This window comes from Macrococcoides bohemicum (genome assembly GCF_016865215.1).
Classification (GTDB): domain Bacteria; phylum Bacillota; class Bacilli; order Staphylococcales; family Staphylococcaceae; genus Macrococcoides; species Macrococcoides bohemicum.
In genome coordinates this window covers 768,483-787,456 of the sequence record NZ_CP054482.1, presented here as the reverse complement: position 1 = coordinate 787,456, position 18,974 = coordinate 768,483, and the positions used below count along the sequence as shown (strand labels likewise).

General features: G+C 33.7%; 23 protein-coding genes and 1 pseudogene. 6 read left to right on the top strand and 18 right to left on the bottom strand.

Annotated features, from left to right (window positions below; genetic code table 11):
- Positions 1-5: 5 nt before the first annotated feature.
- From HT586_RS04140 to HT586_RS04105, 8 genes are all read right to left on the bottom strand, one after another.
- The gene (locus tag HT586_RS04140) at positions 6-398 is read right to left on the bottom strand and encodes a PaaI family thioesterase (protein WP_096077032.1); all 393 of its coding nucleotides are present in this window, start codon (positions 396-398) and stop codon (positions 6-8) included.
- A 25-nt stretch (positions 399-423) separates the two neighbouring features.
- A complete protein-coding gene (locus tag HT586_RS04135; RefSeq protein ID WP_133353581.1) occupies positions 424-1,737 on the bottom strand; it encodes a Na+/H+ antiporter family protein in 1,314 nt (437 codons plus the stop codon).
- 55 nt (positions 1,738-1,792) lie between these two features.
- Positions 1,793-2,848 (bottom strand): hypothetical protein, encoded by a 1,056-nt coding sequence (locus HT586_RS04130; protein ID WP_203546354.1) that lies wholly within the window; start codon positions 2,846-2,848, stop codon positions 1,793-1,795.
- 11 nt (positions 2,849-2,859) lie between these two features.
- A complete protein-coding gene (locus HT586_RS04125) occupies positions 2,860-3,180 on the bottom strand; it encodes a YuiB family protein (RefSeq protein ID WP_133353583.1) in 321 nt (106 codons plus the stop codon).
- Between the two features lie 11 nt (positions 3,181-3,191).
- Positions 3,192-3,671, bottom strand: a complete 480-nt coding sequence (locus HT586_RS04120; protein WP_223160832.1) for an NUDIX domain-containing protein — start codon at positions 3,669-3,671, stop codon at positions 3,192-3,194.
- Between the two features lie 84 nt (positions 3,672-3,755).
- Positions 3,756-4,958: an NAD(P)/FAD-dependent oxidoreductase gene (locus HT586_RS04115; protein ID WP_096077037.1), complete on the bottom strand. Its 1,203-nt coding sequence runs from the start codon at positions 4,956-4,958 to the stop codon at positions 3,756-3,758.
- 158 nt (positions 4,959-5,116) lie between these two features.
- Positions 5,117-5,476: a HesB/IscA family protein gene (locus HT586_RS04110; protein ID WP_096077038.1), complete on the bottom strand. Its 360-nt coding sequence runs from the start codon at positions 5,474-5,476 to the stop codon at positions 5,117-5,119.
- A gap of 13 nt (positions 5,477-5,489) precedes the next feature.
- Positions 5,490-5,726, bottom strand: a complete 237-nt coding sequence (locus tag HT586_RS04105; protein WP_096077039.1) for a YuzB family protein — start codon at positions 5,724-5,726, stop codon at positions 5,490-5,492.
- Positions 5,727-5,884: 158 nt separating this feature from the next.
- Here HT586_RS04105 and HT586_RS04100 point away from each other — a divergent pair, with 158 nt between their 5' ends.
- Positions 5,885-6,949: an NAD(P)/FAD-dependent oxidoreductase gene (locus HT586_RS04100; protein ID WP_133353584.1), complete on the top strand. Its 1,065-nt coding sequence runs from the start codon at positions 5,885-5,887 to the stop codon at positions 6,947-6,949.
- A 29-nt stretch (positions 6,950-6,978) separates the two neighbouring features.
- On the opposite strand, the gene HT586_RS04095 is transcribed toward HT586_RS04100, so the two are convergent.
- Complete coding sequence (locus HT586_RS04095) at positions 6,979-7,290, bottom strand: YuzD family protein (protein ID WP_133353585.1); 312 nt, start codon at positions 7,288-7,290, stop codon at positions 6,979-6,981.
- 24 nt (positions 7,291-7,314) lie between these two features.
- Here HT586_RS04095 and HT586_RS04090 point away from each other — a divergent pair, with 24 nt between their 5' ends.
- Both HT586_RS04090 and bioB read left to right on the top strand, forming a co-directional pair.
- On the top strand, positions 7,315-7,632 hold the full coding sequence (locus HT586_RS04090) for a NifU family protein (protein WP_407943983.1): 318 nt from the start codon (positions 7,315-7,317) through the stop codon (positions 7,630-7,632).
- 202 nt (positions 7,633-7,834) lie between these two features.
- A complete protein-coding gene (bioB, locus tag HT586_RS04085; RefSeq protein WP_203546353.1) occupies positions 7,835-8,866 on the top strand; it encodes a biotin synthase BioB in 1,032 nt (343 codons plus the stop codon).
- 51 nt (positions 8,867-8,917) lie between these two features.
- Here bioB and HT586_RS04080 read toward each other — a convergent pair whose 3' ends face one another.
- The 3 genes from HT586_RS04080 to HT586_RS04070 are packed head-to-tail and all read right to left on the bottom strand — an operon-like array spanning position 8,918 to position 11,082.
- Positions 8,918-9,874, bottom strand: a complete 957-nt coding sequence (locus HT586_RS04080) for a 2-hydroxyacid dehydrogenase (RefSeq protein ID WP_203546352.1) — start codon at positions 9,872-9,874, stop codon at positions 8,918-8,920.
- A gap of 1 nt (position 9,875) precedes the next feature.
- Positions 9,876-10,658, bottom strand: a complete 783-nt coding sequence (locus tag HT586_RS04075) for a TIGR01457 family HAD-type hydrolase (RefSeq protein WP_096077044.1) — start codon at positions 10,656-10,658, stop codon at positions 9,876-9,878.
- Positions 10,645-11,082, bottom strand: a complete 438-nt coding sequence (locus tag HT586_RS04070) for a DUF86 domain-containing protein (protein ID WP_111746918.1) — start codon at positions 11,080-11,082, stop codon at positions 10,645-10,647. Before HT586_RS04070 ends, HT586_RS04075 begins: the two co-directional genes overlap by 14 nt.
- A gap of 81 nt (positions 11,083-11,163) precedes the next feature.
- On the opposite strand from HT586_RS04070, the gene HT586_RS04065 reads away from it, so the two are divergent.
- The gene (locus HT586_RS04065; RefSeq protein ID WP_096077046.1) at positions 11,164-11,427 is read left to right on the top strand and encodes a DUF3055 domain-containing protein; all 264 of its coding nucleotides are present in this window, start codon (positions 11,164-11,166) and stop codon (positions 11,425-11,427) included.
- 184 nt (positions 11,428-11,611) lie between these two features.
- On the opposite strand, the pseudogene HT586_RS04060 reads toward HT586_RS04065, so the two are convergent.
- The 5 genes and pseudogenes from HT586_RS04060 to HT586_RS04040 form a co-directional block, all read right to left on the bottom strand.
- Positions 11,612-11,953, bottom strand: a pseudogene (locus HT586_RS04060) (YutD family protein); the annotation flags it as partial.
- A gap of 10 nt (positions 11,954-11,963) precedes the next feature.
- A complete protein-coding gene (gene lipA, locus HT586_RS04055) occupies positions 11,964-12,878 on the bottom strand; it encodes a lipoyl synthase (protein ID WP_203546351.1) in 915 nt (304 codons plus the stop codon).
- Between the two features lie 73 nt (positions 12,879-12,951).
- Positions 12,952-14,280, bottom strand: coding sequence for a bifunctional metallophosphatase/5'-nucleotidase (locus HT586_RS04050; protein WP_096077048.1), 1,329 nt, complete (start codon positions 14,278-14,280; stop codon positions 12,952-12,954).
- A gap of 15 nt (positions 14,281-14,295) precedes the next feature.
- A complete protein-coding gene (locus HT586_RS04045) occupies positions 14,296-15,129 on the bottom strand; it encodes a sulfite exporter TauE/SafE family protein (protein WP_203546350.1) in 834 nt (277 codons plus the stop codon).
- A gap of 11 nt (positions 15,130-15,140) precedes the next feature.
- Positions 15,141-15,989 (bottom strand): DUF72 domain-containing protein, encoded by an 849-nt coding sequence (locus HT586_RS04040; RefSeq protein ID WP_096077049.1) that lies wholly within the window; start codon positions 15,987-15,989, stop codon positions 15,141-15,143.
- A gap of 57 nt (positions 15,990-16,046) precedes the next feature.
- Here HT586_RS04040 and HT586_RS04035 point away from each other — a divergent pair, with 57 nt between their 5' ends.
- Both HT586_RS04035 and HT586_RS04030 read left to right on the top strand, forming a co-directional pair.
- Positions 16,047-16,763: an ABC transporter ATP-binding protein gene (locus HT586_RS04035; RefSeq protein WP_133353588.1), complete on the top strand. Its 717-nt coding sequence runs from the start codon at positions 16,047-16,049 to the stop codon at positions 16,761-16,763.
- The gene (locus HT586_RS04030) at positions 16,760-17,533 is read left to right on the top strand and encodes an ABC transporter permease (protein WP_133353589.1); all 774 of its coding nucleotides are present in this window, start codon (positions 16,760-16,762) and stop codon (positions 17,531-17,533) included. The genes HT586_RS04035 and HT586_RS04030 overlap by 4 nt, the downstream gene beginning before the upstream one ends.
- Positions 17,534-17,563: 30 nt before the next feature.
- On the opposite strand, the gene sufB is transcribed toward HT586_RS04030, so the two are convergent.
- Complete coding sequence (gene sufB / locus HT586_RS04025; RefSeq protein ID WP_133353651.1) at positions 17,564-18,961, bottom strand: Fe-S cluster assembly protein SufB; 1,398 nt, start codon at positions 18,959-18,961, stop codon at positions 17,564-17,566.
- Positions 18,962-18,974: the final 13 nt, after the last annotated feature.

The following is an 18,974-nucleotide window of genomic DNA, read 5'->3' as shown; positions in this document are numbered from 1 at the left end:
CGTCCTTATCTCAGCTTTTTAATTGCCACGGTACATCGTGACGCGGAAATTAATCTATCACCGTCATCATATACTTTTATTTCCCAAACATGAGTCGATTTGCCTTGATGGATAATCAATGCTTTCGCATATACATCGCCTGATTTTGCGCTTGATATATGATTAGCATTAATCTCTAAACCTAATGGAATCTCATCTTTACCGATAAGTAAAGATGAGCCATATGATGCTGCTGTTTCACAAAGTGCAACAGTTGCTCCTCCATGCAGGTAACCAAAAGGTTGACGGACCAAATCAGTAATTGGCATTTTCATTACTAATAAATTGCCATCAAAACTTACTTGTTCAATCTTAAAATGTGTTATTAAACTTGGTACAGATAATAAATTTGAATCCATGATATCCTCCATGACTTCTTTTTATCTATAATACCATTGCTGCAATAAATCCGAAAATAATGAGCGGTATATTAAACAATAAGAATGTCGGTACACATGTATCCCAAATATGGTTATGCTGACCATCCATGTTAAGCCCTGCTGTTGGACCAAGTGTAGAGTCACTAGCCGGACTACCTGCATCACCAAGTGCACCTGCAGTACCAATAATAGCTATAATCGCCATGCTGCTTAATCCAATAGAATTTCCTAACGGAATAAATAATGCAGCAATGATAGGAATGGTTGCAAACGAAGATCCGATACCAAGTGTCACAATTAATCCAACGATTAACATAAAAATTATTGTTAATACTTTTGAACCATCAGTGAATGCTACCATATCCTGAACTAAACGTTCTACATCTCCAGTAGCGCTCATAAGACTCGCAAAACCATTTGCAGTAAGCATCACCACACCAATGTAAGCCATAATCTTAATACCATCTGTTAAAGTGTCATCTAACGCTTTCCATTCATATGCAAATGATACAAAGAAAATTAATATCCCTGCTAATGCACCAAAGATCATTGATTCAGTCATAGTCTGCACAATAAATGTACTTAAAATCGCAAGTATTGTTATAAATATGACGTATGGTCTAAGCGGCGGCCTATTCTCAGTTGGGGCTAAAGTTACGGTATGATATGTTCTAGGTTTTCTAAATATAATAAAGGCAAGAAAGAGTCCTACAATAAATCCCATAGAAGGTATAATCATCGCTTTATATATATCGCTAAATTCTATTGCATAATCTGCTTTATCGAATCCTTTTTTAATAATACCATGGAAGATGTATCCATAACCGTAAGGCATCAATACATACGGAAAGTTTAATCCGAAGCAAAGGATTACTGCTAATAATCTTCTATCTATCTTTAACTCATTAAATAAACTAAGTAAAGGTGGAATGATAATTGGAATAAATGCAATATGTACCGGAATAATATTTTGAGACATACAAGAAATAATAATTAAAGAAATAAGTAATATTACTTTAGTATATATTCTCGTATTTTTCTTATTTTCAACTTTTAGTTTATTTATTATTTTCTCAACAAAATAATCTGTAATACCACTATAAGAAATTAATGCTGCAAAGCCTCCAAGTAACGCATAGCTTAATGCGACTTCACTTCCATCCACTATACCTTCAGTGAATATTTTAATGGTCTTTTCAATACCTAGACCTGAAACAAGACCACCTGTTATTGCCCCTATAAATAGTGATAGCACGACATTAAGCCTACATAAACTTAATATGACCATCACAAGTACCGCGATTAAAACTGCATTCATAAATAAATAACCTCCAAATACTTTAGTTCGCTAATGTACTACCATGATAAAGGAGTTATTCATTTTCGTCAAGTGCTTCATGCATTAGTTTTATGATGTGGGTATAAACATGTTGATTATCAGGATAATTGATTAAATCAACTTCAAGAACATTTGGACTTATAACATTAAGGCCAAATTGTTCAAGGGTAATTAAATCCAGAACATCTTTAGGTTCTATCTGATGCTGAAATTGATAGGTAAACTCAAAGTTTTCTTCGATGAGTTTTGAAATGAATTGTAAATTATTATGTTTTATATTTATCTGTCTTTTGTCGATTTGGCTCATACTACTTATCTGTTCTTCTTCATATTCATGATTTTTTAACTGTATACAAGCTGTATTTAAACGATATTGTTTTGCATAGAACAACACATCATATAAAATATTAAAGTAATTTTGACGATGTGTTTTGACAGTCTTACCATTGAAAGCAATGCGTGCTTCACTTTCTTGCAGCATTTCGCTGTATTGAATATAGATAATACCAACAGAAGATGCTAATAATGCTTTTAATAATGATTTAGGTATAGAATTTTCATGCCTTATAACGATAAACAATGTCGTAGCACTATTGGGAATATATTCATACATCTTAATATTTTCATCATTTATTAAACATATCGTTCTTTCTGTAACTTCATCTGGAATTGCTGTTAACGTATTTTCCACATCACTATGATTATTATTTATTTTAAATAAGTTATACAACGCTGTCTGAATCATCATCACTTGTTCATGTGACAAATATTTTGAAAGTAATGCCAGATGAATATTCATGTGGACAGCTCGTTTTAATATCTCTGAATTTTTAAGATATAAATTTTCAATCACTGTAACGTGATCAATAATCTCCTGCATATTAATATGTTTTAAATTTCCGACTGGTATAAATAAAAATAAAGTATTCTCTGATGAAATAAAGTATGGTAATGTCTTATCTCGTAAAGGATACTGCGCTTCAATGATTGCTTTATGATTTTCCAGCAATGGTCTTAACTGACTGATTTGTGATGGTAAAAAACACACATAGCACGTGTCTATGTGTGTCTGTAAATGTTTATTTAGCATATGCCCACTCCTTAAAACATTGTATACCCGCTACGTCTTAAATTTCTAATGACAAAACCTGCAGCAATTGCCCCTATTAACCCCCCAGATAACATGATGATGTCTGCAGGTAAAAGGTGGGTTAAACCTGTCCATAATTTATTAAATGCAAATTTTGGTTTCAATAAATAATCAGCTGTAGAAATTTTATCAACAATTGCAAATACAACAAACGGATATAAAGCCGTCATAATCCAAGTTGATTTCAGTAACATATTTAAAATAAATGCGATACCAAAAAATAAAACAAAAAATAAAAGTGTTGAAATAATCAACTGAATGAGTGCTGTCAAAAATGCCCCTCCTAAGTATATAAGTGATAATGTGTATAATTAAAGTGAGCTCCAGGAGACTCAGTACTTGTTAGCGTTATTGCTTCGCTTTTTTCTTGTAAAAGATGATGAATCATCGGTGACACAGTATTGTCCTGAAGAATTTCTTCTGGCGTTCTCCATGCGACAACTTCAATTTCATCATTTGGAAACTTGATTGTAATATCAGTTGAAAGCGGTTTGATGAGAAATAAAATCATATTATCAGATATTTCATTATTAATGACACCGCTTCTTAGCCCGATTACACCTTGAACTTCTCCTTCAATTCCAGATTCTTCATATAGTTCCCTTAATACAGCCTGATCTGCAGTTTCACCATTATCAATAAATCCTGCAGGTGTACTCCACATGCCACGCATACCGCTATATTGTTTCTTAAGTAAGAGCCATTCACCTGCTTCATTAATTACTATTGCATTGACCCCTAACCAAACTTTATCTCGTGCCATAATATTCTCCTTACTTATAAAAAAAGTGAGGTAGGCAATCATTATGCCCCGCTCACTTTTTAAGCATTTAATATTGAGACAATATTAAAATTTACCTTTTTTGTATGCAACACCAGCGCCACCAATTTTGAATATCGCACGTGTATCGATTAATTTTTTCATGAATGCTGCTTTTTTACCTGTAATTTCTTTACCGAATACAACTCCTACACCATCATGAGAACCTAAAGAACATACAGTTCCTTTATCATCATAAGCAAATGCTGATAATTTTTCACCATTTAATAATTTTTGTATTGCAGCCGCAGTGAACTCACCTTGTTGCATTGCAATTTGAGCAGTCGTTGGTAATGGACGCTCTCCACTCATTACTGCAGAACAGTCACCGATTACAAAAATGTCGTCGTAACCATCGATACGTAAATCTTCACGAACTACGATACGTCCACGTTTAACACCATCAAATGATTCTTCCATTAATTTAGAACCACGAACACCCGCAGCCCAGATTACTGTGTTAGCGTATAATTGTTCTTCTTGTTCATTAACTTTAACAACGAAACCATTTTCGTTCGCAGCAACGATTGGTGTAGCAATCTTAAATTCAACCCCGCGTTTTTCTAAATAGTTCATTACATATTCCACTAAATCTTCAGAGAACATTGGAAGCATTTTTGGAGCTGCTTCAACACATGTTAATTTCACTTTTGATTGATCGATATTGTATTCTTTACATAAAGCAGGTACTTTTTCTACTAATTCCCCTAATAATTCGATACCAGTAAAGCCAGCACCACCAACTAAGATTGCTAAATCTTTTTCGTCTTTTTCAGAACTGTTCGCATAGTGTGCAAAACGCTCTTCAATATGCGCAGCAATACGACGTGCAGTATTAATATTTTCAATTTGGAATGCATGTTCTTTCATACCTGCAATACCAAAAGTTTCTGATTCGAAACCTAATGCTACTACTAAAATATCAAACTTATAAGTACCATTTGTTGTTTCTACAGTTTTTTCATCTTTATTGATTTTAGTAACTTCGTCAACTACGAAGTCTACTTTTGAATGATTTAAAACGCTTGCGATAGGATATAAACAATCCTGATATTCACGTGTACCAGCTGAAGCTTCATGCAACCAAGTTGATTCATAGTGATATTCGTTTTTGTTGATTAATGTAATATCACAATCCTGTGAAGAAACTAATTTCTGTAATTTGGTTACAGTTTGAAGACCTGCATAACCTCCACCTAATACAACTACTTTTTTTCTTTCAAATCCCATTTGTATTCACCCATTCTCAATAAATTTTTTAATATATTAATCTTTCAATTAATAAAATGTGATTTTTGTCACAAAGTTATTTTTGAATATTCCAACTTATATATTAAGACTTTTATACTATAAATACAAGTGAATTGTGAATATTATTATACAGACGCTTAACAATTTTCTGGTGTACCTGCGACATCTTTTGTTCTAAATGAACTACCACATCCACAAGCTGCAATCGCATTAGGATTTTCAATTGCAAATCCACCACCCATTAATGATTGTTTAAAATCTACAGTCGTTCCATTTAATATTGGCGCATCTGCTTTATCTACTAATACTTTCACACCATAATAATCTAAAACTTCATCATTTTCGTCAGGACTTTCTTCAGCGCTCATACCGTATGATAAACCAGTACAGCCGCCACCTTTTACCGAAATTCGTAGGTAACCGTTCGGTAACCCATTGCTTTCCATCATTGATTTAACTTCATATGCAGCTGCTTCTGTTAAAATTACAGTACTCATAATAAATTCCTCCTTAAAATAACCATGATTCTTCGATATGTTTGTATATATTTTGTTTTAATAGTTCTGGTGTGTCGCCTGTTACGATATCCCCGTTAACAAGCGCATAAAGACTATCATTACACTGTCCACAATATGTTAGACAACCATAGTCTAACACATCAATATTTGGATCATTAGATAATTCATCAAACACACTTTGACTGCCTTTGGCTAAATTTGAAATACAAAACTCCACAATTGGATTCATTTTCATCTTCCTTAATAATGATAACTTTTACTTATCATTTTATATCAACTTTTGTTATCGTTAGTATTATATAATCGCTATAATTTAATGGTAATCTATATTATAATTTAGATTGAGGAAAAACAATAGAACTTTGACTTACGAAGGGGATTAAAACAATGAAAAATTTAGTATTACTTGGTGGGGGCTATGGTAATATGCGTATTATGCAAAGACTTCTACCGAATACATTACCAACGGAATACAATATCACATTAATCGATAAGATTCCATTTCATGGTTTAAAGACAGAGTTTTATGCACTTGCTGCCGGAACAGAATCAGATAAAGAGGTACGTGTAGAATTTCCACAAGATAAGCGCCTAAATGTCGTCTATGGAGAAGTTACACAAATAGACCTTGAAAAACAAATTGTGTCTATCGGTGAAAATCATGTAGATTATGATGAGTTAGTAATTGGTCTTGGTTGTGAAGACAAATATCATAACGTTCCTGGTGCAGAAGAATACACATACAGCATACAGACAATGACAAAAGCACGTAAAACTTATCAGTCGATAGCTGACTTGCCATCTGGCTCTACAGTGGGAATCGTAGGAGCTGGTTTAAGTGGTATTGAACTTGCAAGTGAATTACGTGAATCAAGAAAAGATTTAAAGATACAACTATTTGACAGAGGTGAAAGAATATTACCAGCTTTCCCTGAGAAATTAAGTAACTACGTTAAGAAATGGTTTGATAAGAACGATGTTGAAGTTATACCTAATTCAAACGTTGTTAAAGTTGAACCTGGTATGCTTTATAATAATGACATTTCATATTCAGTAGATATTTGTGTATGGACTGCAGGTATACAACCTGTTGAAATTGTACGTAACCTGCCAGTGGAAATCGGTGATGGTAATCGTGTTAAATTAAATCAATATCATCAAATCCCGTCGAATCCAAATGTTTATGTCGTTGGCGATTGTGCTGCATTACCACATGCACCAAGTGCACAACTTGCTGAAGTTCAGGCAGAACAAATCATCGATGTAATGAAAATGATCTGGTCAGATAAACCACTACCTGAAGTCATGCCAGAATTAAAATTACAAGGGTTTATGGGATCTTTAGGAGAAAAAGAAGGTTTTGCTTATTTAATGGAGAAAACAGTGACTGGAAGACTCGCAAGATTAATGAAGTCAGGTGTTTTATGGTTATATAAATATCACAATGGATAAAATAAAACGATTAGGTCATCCTAATCGTTTTATTTTACATAATGTTCTTCTACGAATTTAGTAACCTGTGGTAATTGAATATATCCATCAGCCACAATTTCATCATCCATCGTAATTAACGGATAGAATAACTCATCATTGTTAATCTGTTCAATGATATTTTCATCATGATCTGTTAAGTTTTCAGATTTATTAATGTCGATATAATTATAGTTAAATTGTAAGTCCGGAAACTTTCGATCTAAATTCGGTTGAATCCAGTCATAAATATCTTTTGACGTCGGTGCATTAACACAACTTGCACACACAACATCTGCACCGTAAATGATAACATTTATCATTTATAATACATCCCCCTTTAAACTATCATATTTATATGCTATATTGATTATACTAAAAAAGTTAGAGTAAACCACTACATTTACTCGAAAGGAGTTAAAATGACAACTGAACAACAAACAATGTTTGATGCTGTGAATGAAGTGTTAGAAAAATTACGCCCATTCTTATTAAGAGATGGTGGCGATTGTGAATTAGTAGATGTTGAAGATGGAATTGTTAAACTTCGCCTTTTAGGTGCATGTGGTACTTGTCCTTCATCAACAATTACATTAAAAGCTGGTATTGAACGCGCGTTACTTGAAGAAGTACCTGGCGTTGTGGAAGTAGAACAAGTATTTTAATGATCATTTGAACCGAGACAACAGTCTCGGTTTTTTATTTTGACGATAATAATATCGATTCCGCCAAATCTTTAAAATATAAATAAATGAGATTGATTAATAAATAACCTAAATCAAATTTTATGACCTACTACTAATTTAATCTCCACCTATTGTAAACCTATGATATAATTTAGTTAACTAATTATTAGGGGGACTAAAATTGAATTATGCAGAAAGTGTCATTAATGGCTATACGTTAACAAAAGAAGAAGCACTCCAAATTCTACAAACGCCGGATCATCAATTATTATCATTATTAAATGATGCTTATCAAGTACGTTATCACTATTATCAAAACAAGGTAAAACTTAATATGATCTTAAATGCAAAAAGTGGTCTCTGTGCGGAGGACTGTGGCTATTGTGGTCAATCAATCAAAGTAGATAAAAATGAAACAGGTTGTACACCTTACGCTTTAGTCGATGAGGATAAGATTATTCAAGGGGCAGATAGTGCAGTTAAAAATAAAGTAGGTACTTATTGCATCGTTATGAGTGGACGTAAGCCTACAAACCGTGAAGTCAACCGAGTTACGAACGCTGTTGAAGCGATTAAAGAAAATCATCCGCAGCTCAAAATTTGCGCTTGTCTTGGATTAACGAATGATGAGCAGGCAAAAAAATTAAAAACTGCAGGTGTAGATCGATATAACCATAATCTCAACACGAGTGAACGATATCATGAAGAAGTCGTTTCTACACATACATATGAAGATCGAGTAAATACTGTTGAAATTATGAAAGCTAATAATATCTCACCTTGTTCCGGCGTAATTTGTGGTATGGGGGAAACAGATGAAGATATCGTTGATATGGCATTTGCACTTAAAGCAATTGATGCTGATAGTATCCCGGTAAACTTCTTACATGCGATAAAGGGAACAAAGTTTGAAGATAAAGATGAATTGACTCCAAATAAATGCTTAAAGATTTTATCTTTATTCCGTCTTGTTAATCCAACGAAAGAAATTCGCGTTTCAGGCGGCCGTGAAGTCAACCTTCGCTCTTTACAGCCTCTTGCCTTGTATGCTGCTAACTCTATCTTTGTTGGTGATTATCTAGTAACTGAAGGTCAACCAAACAAAGAAGATTATCAGATCATCGAAGATTTAGGTTTTGAAATTGAATCAAATGCCTTTTTACAGTCTCCTGATAAAATAGAAAATAAGGACACAAAAATAGAAATTAAATAATAATATAATCACTAAAAAAAGAATGATCCTGATCATGGATCATTCTTTTAATTATTTTTTCACTTCACTTACAGGTTTTTTATCTTCAATAATTAACTTAGCATTTTTTATACACAGCTCAATCATCGCATTTCTCGTATCTACTGTTGCACTTCCGATATGCGGAAGAACTGTAATACGCTTTTCAGATAGGAATGGATGCTCTTTCCCTACAGGTTCGTTATTTAATACATCGACCCCTGCTGCATAAATCTCTTCGTTTTGAATGGCTTCCAGTAAGTCATTTTCAACAACATGCCCACCACGACCGATATTTATAAATATCGCACTTGATTTCATCTTTTTAAATGCATCTTTATTAAATATATTTTTTGTTTCATTTGTTAATGGTGCAGTACATATGATAAAGTCACTTGTTTCCAGCAATTCATCAAAAGATACATAATTAGCTCCAAGTGCTTTTGCAGCTTCGCTTTCACTACGGTTATGATATTGAACGTGCATGTTTAGTCCAATACAGCGTTTCGCTAATGCCGTACCGATATTTCCCATACCAAAAATTCCAACTGTCTTTTTGTACACATCAAGTCCGGCAAGTAAATAAGGAGACCATCCAACCCAATTGCCCTCTTTTACTAATTCATTTGCTTCAATGATGCGTCTTGCTGTAACAAGCATTAAAGTAAATGCGAGTTCAGCAGTTGTTTCTGTAAGTACATCAGGTGTATTACAAATAATTATATCTTTACTACTTGCATAATCGATATCAATATTGTCATAACCCACTGCAAGATTGATTACTGCTTTAAGGTCCGGGTTGTTATCCATAAATTCTCTATCAATATTATCACTTAACATAGAAATGATAATAGATTTATCTTTTGATGATTCTAGTAATGTTTCTCTTGGCATCGGTTTAATGGTCTCTGGATAAACTTCTACCTCTGCAATAGATTCTAATTGCTCAACATAATGCTTTGGAATACTTCTTGTAATCAATACTTTCATATTATTCCCCTTCATACATGTCGATTACTTCTAATAGGTTCTTAACACTATATGTCGGTGGTACCGCTTCAGCCATGACCTGTTCATAAGTTGAAACACCTGTCTGTACATGAAGTGTATCGATATCACTATTAATACCACTCATAATATCTGTCATATATAAGTCACCAATCATAACAAGTTCTGACTTATCCAGTCCAATCATTTCAACAGCTTTATTCATAATTGTAGACATCGGTTTACCGATAAACTTAGGTTCCACGCCAGTTGAAACAGTGATAACACTTGTTAATGCACCATTACCAGGTAAGAAACCACGTTCAGTTGGAATCGATGTATCTGGATTAGTAGAAATAAATTTCGCACCGTTTCGTACAGCTAAACAAGCGATTGATAATTTTTCATAGTTGATATCTACATCCAATCCGATAACAACATAATCTACATGTTCTTCTTCTTTAATCACTAAACCTTCATCTTCTAACGCTTGACGAATACCTGTTCCACCAATAACATAGACCGTTGCACCAGGTTTTTCATCAGCTATATATGATGCTGTAGCCATCGCGCTTGTGACAACGTTATCAGCATGTGCTACAAATCCCATCTTAGAGAGTTTATCCGCAACTTCATCGGGTCTTTTCGATGCGTTATTTGTTACAAATAAATAAGGTAAGTTATTATTCGCTAAATAGGCAATAAATTCTCTAGCACCTTCAATGACCTCTGTTCCGGCATACATCGTGCCATCTAAATCTAATAAGTATCCACTATATTTTTTCATTTTTACTACCTTTCCCAAACGCTGATACAGGGCCAAGTTCATTTGCTATAAACGTATCAACATCGTTTTTGAATTTTTGATAGGCATTGATGTTCTCCATAAAAATGCGCTTTACTTCTGCATGGTTAATATCAGTATAGTTTCGAACAAACCATTGACGTGTTGGTAATGTCTTACTAATTTCATCTTTAGATAACGAAGAAATCACCTTTTCCATCTCTAAAATATCAATGACATCCTGATAACTACCAGGATCACGCATAACAAATCCATCAATAATCATATTTCCTACATCAACAACTGCTTCTATAAGCATATGACATACACGTTCTAATGCGAATCCTTCAGAATTTACTACTTCTTTTGATAACTTATCAATATACACGAGTTTTTCTTCTAATTCATCTCTATCTACAAAATACATCTGATCGCCTCCACCACTATTCTATCAAATTTTGAAAAGCAATACACAACATGTATAATAAAATTACTGGAGGAATGCTTAATGATAGATATGTATTTATACGATGATACTGAAAAGGCAAATATACGATTTGTAAGCTTTGTTGGTGAAAATCGACATGACTTAGCACTGATTCAAACAGATAGACATTATGGCAAAACGATTGTGCTCAATACTCAGTCGAATAAATTCGGTATTATTGGTCGCGATGACCTCGATGAAGAAGGTTATATTGCCCATGTGTTTGGCATTAGTGACGCTGACGCTATAGAAATCACTGAATTCCTTAACGAAGTGATCCATTAAAAAATTCCAGCTTACCGAAGTAAGCTGGAATTTTAAATTAATTAATGAAATCACTAAATGTCTTCATATTCTTTTCATTAGATTCACTCGTCGCATTTACTAAATTTTCTTCTTCTGAAGTTAATTCTATTGGAAAAGCCTCATTATTTTCATCAAAACCTTCTACTTCTTTTGTTGCTTCAGTCTGGTTAGTGTCTTCATTCGATTCAATATCTGTTATTAATTCAGGCTGTGTTAATTTTACAATTTCACTTTCAGTTAAACGTTTTAACACGAAATAGGCGCATCCAAAATTGCAGTACTCTAATAAGTAGTCCTGAATTGCAGAAAACCTCTTACTGATATCAGCACCTTTTTTCTTATCATCAAAGAAACCTTTCAACCTTAGTTGTTCAAATCCTATATCTCCGACAATATATGGATAACGATCTAAAATTTCTGAATAACGTCCTTCGAACATTTCCTGATTAAATGCATCTTTATGATTTTCTATAATATGAAAGTAATGTTGATTCACGTTAATAATCATAAGTCACCTACTCGCTTGCAGCTTCACCTAATCTGTGTTTTTCTTTTGCTGCTGCATTTACCTGCTCATCTGCATGGTAAGAACTACGTACCATAGGACCAGCCTGACAATGTTTAAAACCTTTTTCCATTGCTATTTTACGTAATTTACCAAACTCTAATGGTGTATAATATTTTTGAACTTTTAAATGTTTACGTGAAGGTTGTAAATATTGACCAATTGTCATTATATCTACATCGTTTGCACGTAAATCATCCATAACCTCTAAAATTTCTTCCCAAGTTTCACCTAAGCCAACCATTAAGCTTGATTTTGTAGGAATATCTGGTTGTAATTCTTTTGAACGACGTAATACTTCTAATGAGCGATCATATTTTGCACGGGCACGAACTCTTGGTGTTAAACGGCGCACTGTTTCAATATTATGATTTAAAATATCAGGACGTGCATTCATTAAACGTTCCCAGTTATCAAAACTTCCACCCATATCTGACGGTAAGACTTCTATAGTGGTATAAGGATTTACTTCACGTACTTTACGAATCGTTTCAGCATATACTTCAGAACCACCATCTTTTAAATCATCACGTGCTACTGCAGTGATTACAACGTGCTTAAGATTCATTAGACGTACAGATTCTGCAACTCGTTCCGGTTCATTTAAATCAAGTTCGTTCGGTAAACCTGTCTTAACGGCACAGAAACGACATGCACGGGTACATACGGCACCTAAAATCATAATTGTAGCTGTACGACGTTCACCCCAACATTCATGAATATTAGGACATTTTGCTTCTTCACAAACTGTATTTAAATTATGCTCACGCATCATTTTTTTTAGGTCGGTGTAATTCTTATTTGTATTTAATTTAATTTTAAGCCATTCGGGTTTTCTTAAGATTTCTTCGTTCTTAGTCGCCAATTCAATCCCTCCAATTAATTATGCTACAATTATAACATAAAGTTATTATTTTGAAATTCTAAGATTTTATTGTTCAAAAATTGTACTCATTATTTTCGATTGCTGTTTGCATTAGATCACGCAAAAATTCAGGCATGAAATATTCTTTTTCATTTTGAACAAACTGTGGGAAGAATCGGCCAAAAGTATACATATCTAATGTTGCTAATTTGTAATTCTTATGATTATCAATTTCGTCTGTACCAATAAAATATCTTTGCTGTGATTGTATATACCCGATATTATGTAATACATACATACCAAATAGATCGCCTCTAAAACCAAATCCTTTAACGATTTCATCTTTATATTCATGTTGTTGACTAACGTTTATCACTTCTTTTAACTCACGTCCGGTCAAATTAATTTTTACAGGATTAATCGGATGTGGCAACATTTTATGCAGTTCATATTTTGTAAATTGATTGCCGGTATATCCATTAACGATAAGTCCGGTATTGATTAACGCACATTCACCACCAGTAAATTGCATTAGTTTATCAGCTAATATGTATGTCGTATATGATGCACTATATAATCTTCTTGGTAAATCAATTTGCCTTTCTGTAATCGGTTCTGATAATAACGTTTTACCTTGTGAATAGTAATCATCTTCAGTATTAAATATATCATCTGTATTAATTAATCTCGCTTTTTTATTAACAAGCTTATCACCATCAAAAGACAATGTAACTTCCCCTAGATATTCACCATATCTTCCTGCCGCTCCGATTAGAACACCGTTAACTTGCTCACCATGTTCAAAATAATGATGTGTATGTGCACCTAGAATCAAATCGATTTCCGGATGACTTTCTGCAAGCGTTCTATCAAAAAATTTACCTAAATGACTTAAAACGATAACGACATCAACATTCGGTCGTAAATTTTGTATTTCTTCAGTAATAGCTGTCATCGGATCTGTAACAATCCATCCTAAAGCTTTATAAAATGGTGTAAATTCAGCCGTAGCACCAACAATACCAAACTTAATACCATCTTTTTGATAAATCACTGATTTATCAATATTACTAGGCAAATCACCAGCTTCATCAAATAAATTACAGCAAGTCACTTTAAAATTTGCATCCTGATAAAGTCGATTTAAATCATCAAAATTTAAAGTTATTCCTTCATTATTACCAAGTGTTACGACATCCACCTGCGCTTCGTTTAACAATTGAACATTTGCCTGACCAAGCGTTGCTTCTGTAAATGGATGACTTCTATCAACATGATCGCCTAAATCTAAATAAAGCATGTTTTGTGATTCTGATTTTATATCAAGAATATAACGTGTGATTTTCTTATAGTTTGATAAATAACTATGTATGTCATTCGTATGAAATATTTTTATATCCATTCACTTGCCTCCTTATCATCCAGTGAAGCTTTTTATAATTAAATATATTCCTAATAGCATTAATATAATACGTAACATCAGAACAACTGTTGTTGATTTCATGCGTTTATTAATCTGAACACCGATTTTTGCACCGATAAAACTAGCGATAATCAGTATAATTGCATATGACCATATAATATTCCCTTGTACAATATGACTCGTTGCACCACTCACACTTGATACGAATATCATAATCATGCTCGTTCCTACTGCAATATGAGGCGGAAATCTAAAAATGATAATCATCAGAGGTGTCATCAATGCGCCTCCTCCGATTCCAAAAAGACCTGTTAAACATCCTACCAGAAATGTTAATAATACAGCTGGTATCGGTGCAATACTATAATGGTAAGTATCACCTTTTATATCGGTATACGATTTTTCATACTTTTTATTCTGGAAGAATTTAATCGGTTTTATTTTATCTCTTACCATTAAGACAATACTCATAATAATTAAGAATATACCGAAATAAAGATTAAAGCGATGTATCGTTAAATACTGACTTAAATGAGCACCTACCAATGCTCCAGGAATGATACCTACCATAAAGATAACAGCATTTTTAAGATCTGCCTGTTTGTTTTTTATATAGCCAAGAGATGCAGATAAGCCTGTTGAAATTAAAATTACAGTAGATGTTCCAATCGCTTTCTGTGGTGTAATACCATCTATCAATCCAATTTCCATACCTAAATAAATTAAAGCCGGCACAATAATGATGCCACCGCCGATACCAACAATTGAACCGATAATACTTGAAAATAAACCTAAAAATATTAAAACAAAAATTGCAGTCATACTCATTTCGACACTTCCTAAAATAGTTTTAGTTGTTTAAAGTTTAAACCTGTATATTCGATATTTAATATTTCACACATTCTTTTCGCATTGCCGGCTGCATGACCGCCTGAATTATTATTAAATACAACATAAACATTTCTCGCTTTCTGATCGAGAATTTGAAGTTCTTTCGCTAAAAATTTTAATTCAGTTTCGTTATAATCATAGAGATAGCGTACATCTCGCCACTCCTGGTCAGACAAATCTTTTTTTGTCCATCCGGCAACATTTCTCCCATGAAAGCGAACAAGTGCATCCTCATGTGTGATACGATTAACGAATGGTATACTGCCATGACCCGCCTGTGGTTCATCACATACAGAATGAATCAACTGTTGTTCGTATAAAAAATTAATTGTATGTTCTTTCATATCAGGTGTAAACCAGCTATCATTTCTGAATTCAATGCAAATAGGAAATTGTTTAAAATGATTTTTCAAGTAAATAATATAATTGATATTTACTGTAGTACAATCATACCAGGGCGGAAACTGAATGAGTAAACAACCAAGCTTTCCAGCATCATAGATTGGCTGAAGCATTGTTTTAAATTGTCCAATGAGTTCCATTCTCGATACAGCAAAATCTTCTACAGCAGCATGTCCTGTGAGTGCTTGATGAATTTTAACGATAAATTTAAAATTATCCGGTGTTTCTTTTATCCATTTTTGAATATTGCGTTCAGGTTGAACAGAATAATAAGTAGCATCTAGTTCAACTATCGGAAAATGTGCACCGTAATGATAAAGCTTTTCATTTTTATTTGTGAGATCTGCATATAATAAATCATGATCTCCCCAACCTGTAAGTCCTATATAAATCATTTCATCACCTAACTGTTATTTTATCATAAACTTATCAAAATATAGATTGGAGAACTTATGACTACCATTACCCTTAATAATGTAAATTTTTCTGTTAATGATAAACATATTATAAAAAATGTATCTACAAATTTTCATTCCGGTAAGATTACTGCTTTAATCGGTCCTAGTGGTGCCGGCAAAACGACTATTTTAAAAATGATCAACGGATTAATCAGTCCAACTTCAGGTGATATATTAATTGATGATCAATCCATTCAATCACTAGATTTAGTTGAGCTAAAAAAACAAATTGGATTAGCACTTCAAAGTGCTCCGATGATACAAGGCACAGTATACGATAATATCAATCTACCTAAGAAGATATTTAATCAGACACTACCGTTTGAAACAGCCACTAAACTTCTTAATCAGTTAAACCTGGATTCGATTGACCTAAACAAGAATGTTAAAAACCTTTCAGGAGGGCAACGTCAACGCCTATCTATCGCACGAACATTAGTTAACGAACCTAAAGTACTATTACTCGATGAAATTACATCGAGCTTAGATCCACGAAGTGTACGTGAAGTAGAAGCATTGATTCATAAAATCAATGAAAGATATAACGTCACGGTTATCTGGATAACGCATGACGTTGAACAGGCGAAACGGGCTGCAGATTACTACTGCATGCTTAAAGATGGTGAAGTTGTTACTACAGGTGAAGCGAGACAATTATTTGAATCAAATAATGAAACCTTGATTGCTTTTCTGAAAGGAGAGATAGAATGACATTAACACAACTGGCATTAACACTTATATTCGTACTGATACCTTTAGTCTTAAGTTATACATTGAAACTAGGTCTTGAAAAAGATATTATCATTGCCACGATCAGAAGTACAATACAACTGATTATTATCGGTTATTTACTGACTTTTGTTTTTGATGGCAATCATCCAATCTACATACTGTTAATGATTTTACTTATGATTACAGCCGCAACACAAAATATAATAAAAAAAGGCAAAGGAATAAAAGGTATCACCTGGAAGATTGTGTTGACCTTAATCACAGTTGAAGTTGTTACGCAAGCTATTCTACTAGGCTTTCATATTATTCCATTTGAAGCGCGTTATGTTATTCCGATTAGCGGTATGATGATTGGTAATGCAATGGTATTATCATTACTATTTCTCAATCGCTTCTTAAGTGAACTTGATCAAAATGATGAACAGATAGAATTAATTCTATCTCTTGGAGGAAATCCTAAACAAGCTATTCACAGAGTGCTTATGACATCAATTAAAAATTCGATGATACCGACTATCGAAAGCCAAAAGACAATGGGGCTCGTGCAACTTCCCGGAATGATGAGCGGACAAATTATCGGTGGGGCTGATCCTATAGTTGCTGCACAATTTCAGTTACTTATTCTGTTCTTGTTATTGACAGCAGCAACACTATCAAGTGTGATGGTAGGATTTTTAAGTTATCCGACTTTGTTTAACGACAAACAACAATTCATCGGTAAATTTTATAATACAGAAAAAAATGCCTAAGACACTGCGTCTTAGGCATTTTTATATATTTTAACCAATAGAACCTTCCATTTCGAACTTGATTAAACGGTTCATTTCAACTGCATATTCCATTGGTAATTCTTTTGTGAATGGCTCGATGAAGCCCATTACGATCATTTCTGTCGCTTCTTCTTCTGAAATACCACGACTCATTAAGTAGAATAACTGTTCTTCTGATACTTTAGATACTTTAGCTTCATGCTCTAACGAAATATTGTCGTTTAACATTTCGTTGTATGGAATTGTATCTGATGTTGACTCGTTATCCATAATTAACGTATCACATTCAATGTTTGAACGTGCGCCAGTCGCTTTACGTCCGAAATGAACGATACCACGGTAAACTACTTTACCGCCTTGTTTAGAAATCGATTTAGAGACGATTGTAGAAGAAGTGTTTGGTGCCATGTGCATCATTTTCGCACCAGCATCCTGAACTTGTCCTTTACCTGCTAAAGCGATAGATAATGTCATACCACGTGCACCTTCACCTAATAAGTAACATGCAGGGTATTTCATTGTTAATTTAGAACCGATGTTACCATCAATCCATTCCATCGTTCCATTTTCATACACGAATGTACGTTTTGTAACTAAGTTGAACACATTATTTGCCCAGTTCTGAATTGTCGTATAACGGCAATATGCATCTTTTTTAACGATGATTTCTACTACAGCTGAGTGTAAAGAATTTGTCGTATAAACTGGAGCTGTACATCCTTCAACGTAATGTACACTTGCGCCTTCGTCAACGATGATTAATGTTCTTTCGAATTGTCCCATATTCTCAGAGTTAATACGGAAGTATGCTTGTAATGGTGTTTCTAATTTTATACCTTTTGGTACATAGATGAATGATCCACCTGACCAAACAGCAGAGTTCAATGCAGCAAATTTATTATCTGCCGGTGGAATTACTGAAGCAAAATACTCTTTAAAGATATCTTCATTTTCACGTAATGCTGAATCTGTATCTTTAAAAATAATGCCTTGTTCTTCTAAATCTTCCTGCATATTGTGGTATACAACTTCAGATTCATATTGTGCTGATACCCCAGCTAAATATTTTTGTTCAGCTTCAGGTATACCTAATTTATCAAATGTTTGTTTAATCTCTTCAGGTACTTCGTCCCAAGATCGCTCTGTATGTTCTGACGGTTTAACATAATACGTAATTTCATCAAAGTTTAATTCTGATAAATCCCCACCCCACATCGGCATAGGCATTTTGTAGAATTGTTTTAAAGATTTTAAGCGGAAGTCTAACATCCACTGTGGTTCATCCTTCATCTTTGAAATTTCTCTTACGATATCTTCAGTTAGTCCACGTTCTGAACGGAAAATAGAAACATCTTTATCATGGAAACCATATTTGTAATCACCAACATCGGGTGCTTGTTTAACCATTTCACTCACTCCT

Bases quoted from the DNA above. Each gene is read 5' to 3' on its own strand.
- HT586_RS04140 (WP_096077032.1), bottom strand. From the start codon at position 398: ATGGATTCAAATTTATTATCTGTACCAAGTTTAATAACACATTTTAAG.
- HT586_RS04135 (WP_133353581.1), bottom strand. From the start codon at position 1,737: ATGAATGCAGTTTTAATCGCGGTACTTGTGATGGTCATATTAAGTTTA.
- HT586_RS04130 (WP_203546354.1), bottom strand. From the start codon at position 2,848: ATGCTAAATAAACATTTACAGACACACATAGACACGTGCTATGTGTGT.
- HT586_RS04120 (WP_223160832.1), bottom strand. From the start codon at position 3,671: ATGGCACGAGATAAAGTTTGGTTAGGGGTCAATGCAATAGTAATTAAT.
- HT586_RS04115 (WP_096077037.1), bottom strand. From the start codon at position 4,958: ATGGGATTTGAAAGAAAAAAAGTAGTTGTATTAGGTGGAGGTTATGCA.
- HT586_RS04110 (WP_096077038.1), bottom strand. From the start codon at position 5,476: ATGAGTACTGTAATTTTAACAGAAGCAGCTGCATATGAAGTTAAATCA.
- HT586_RS04105 (WP_096077039.1), bottom strand. From the start codon at position 5,726: ATGAATCCAATTGTGGAGTTTTGTATTTCAAATTTAGCCAAAGGCAGT.
- HT586_RS04100 (WP_133353584.1), top strand. From the start codon at position 5,885: ATGAAAAATTTAGTATTACTTGGTGGGGGCTATGGTAATATGCGTATT.
- HT586_RS04095 (WP_133353585.1), bottom strand. From the start codon at position 7,290: ATGATAAATGTTATCATTTACGGTGCAGATGTTGTGTGTGCAAGTTGT.
- HT586_RS04080 (WP_203546352.1), bottom strand. From the start codon at position 9,874: ATGAAAGTATTGATTACAAGAAGTATTCCAAAGCATTATGTTGAGCAA.
- HT586_RS04075 (WP_096077044.1), bottom strand. From the start codon at position 10,658: ATGAAAAAATATAGTGGATACTTATTAGATTTAGATGGCACGATGTAT.
- HT586_RS04070 (WP_111746918.1), bottom strand. From the start codon at position 11,082: ATGTATTTTGTAGATAGAGATGAATTAGAAGAAAAACTCGTGTATATT.
- HT586_RS04065 (WP_096077046.1), top strand. From the start codon at position 11,164: ATGATAGATATGTATTTATACGATGATACTGAAAAGGCAAATATACGA.
- HT586_RS04050 (WP_096077048.1), bottom strand. From the start codon at position 14,280: ATGGATATAAAAATATTTCATACGAATGACATACATAGTTATTTATCA.
- HT586_RS04045 (WP_203546350.1), bottom strand. From the start codon at position 15,129: ATGAGTATGACTGCAATTTTTGTTTTAATATTTTTAGGTTTATTTTCA.
- HT586_RS04040 (WP_096077049.1), bottom strand. From the start codon at position 15,989: ATGATTTATATAGGACTTACAGGTTGGGGAGATCATGATTTATTATAT.
- HT586_RS04035 (WP_133353588.1), top strand. From the start codon at position 16,047: ATGACTACCATTACCCTTAATAATGTAAATTTTTCTGTTAATGATAAA.
- HT586_RS04030 (WP_133353589.1), top strand. From the start codon at position 16,760: ATGACATTAACACAACTGGCATTAACACTTATATTCGTACTGATACCT.
- sufB (WP_133353651.1), bottom strand. From the start codon at position 18,961: ATGGTTAAACAAGCACCCGATGTTGGTGATTACAAATATGGTTTCCAT.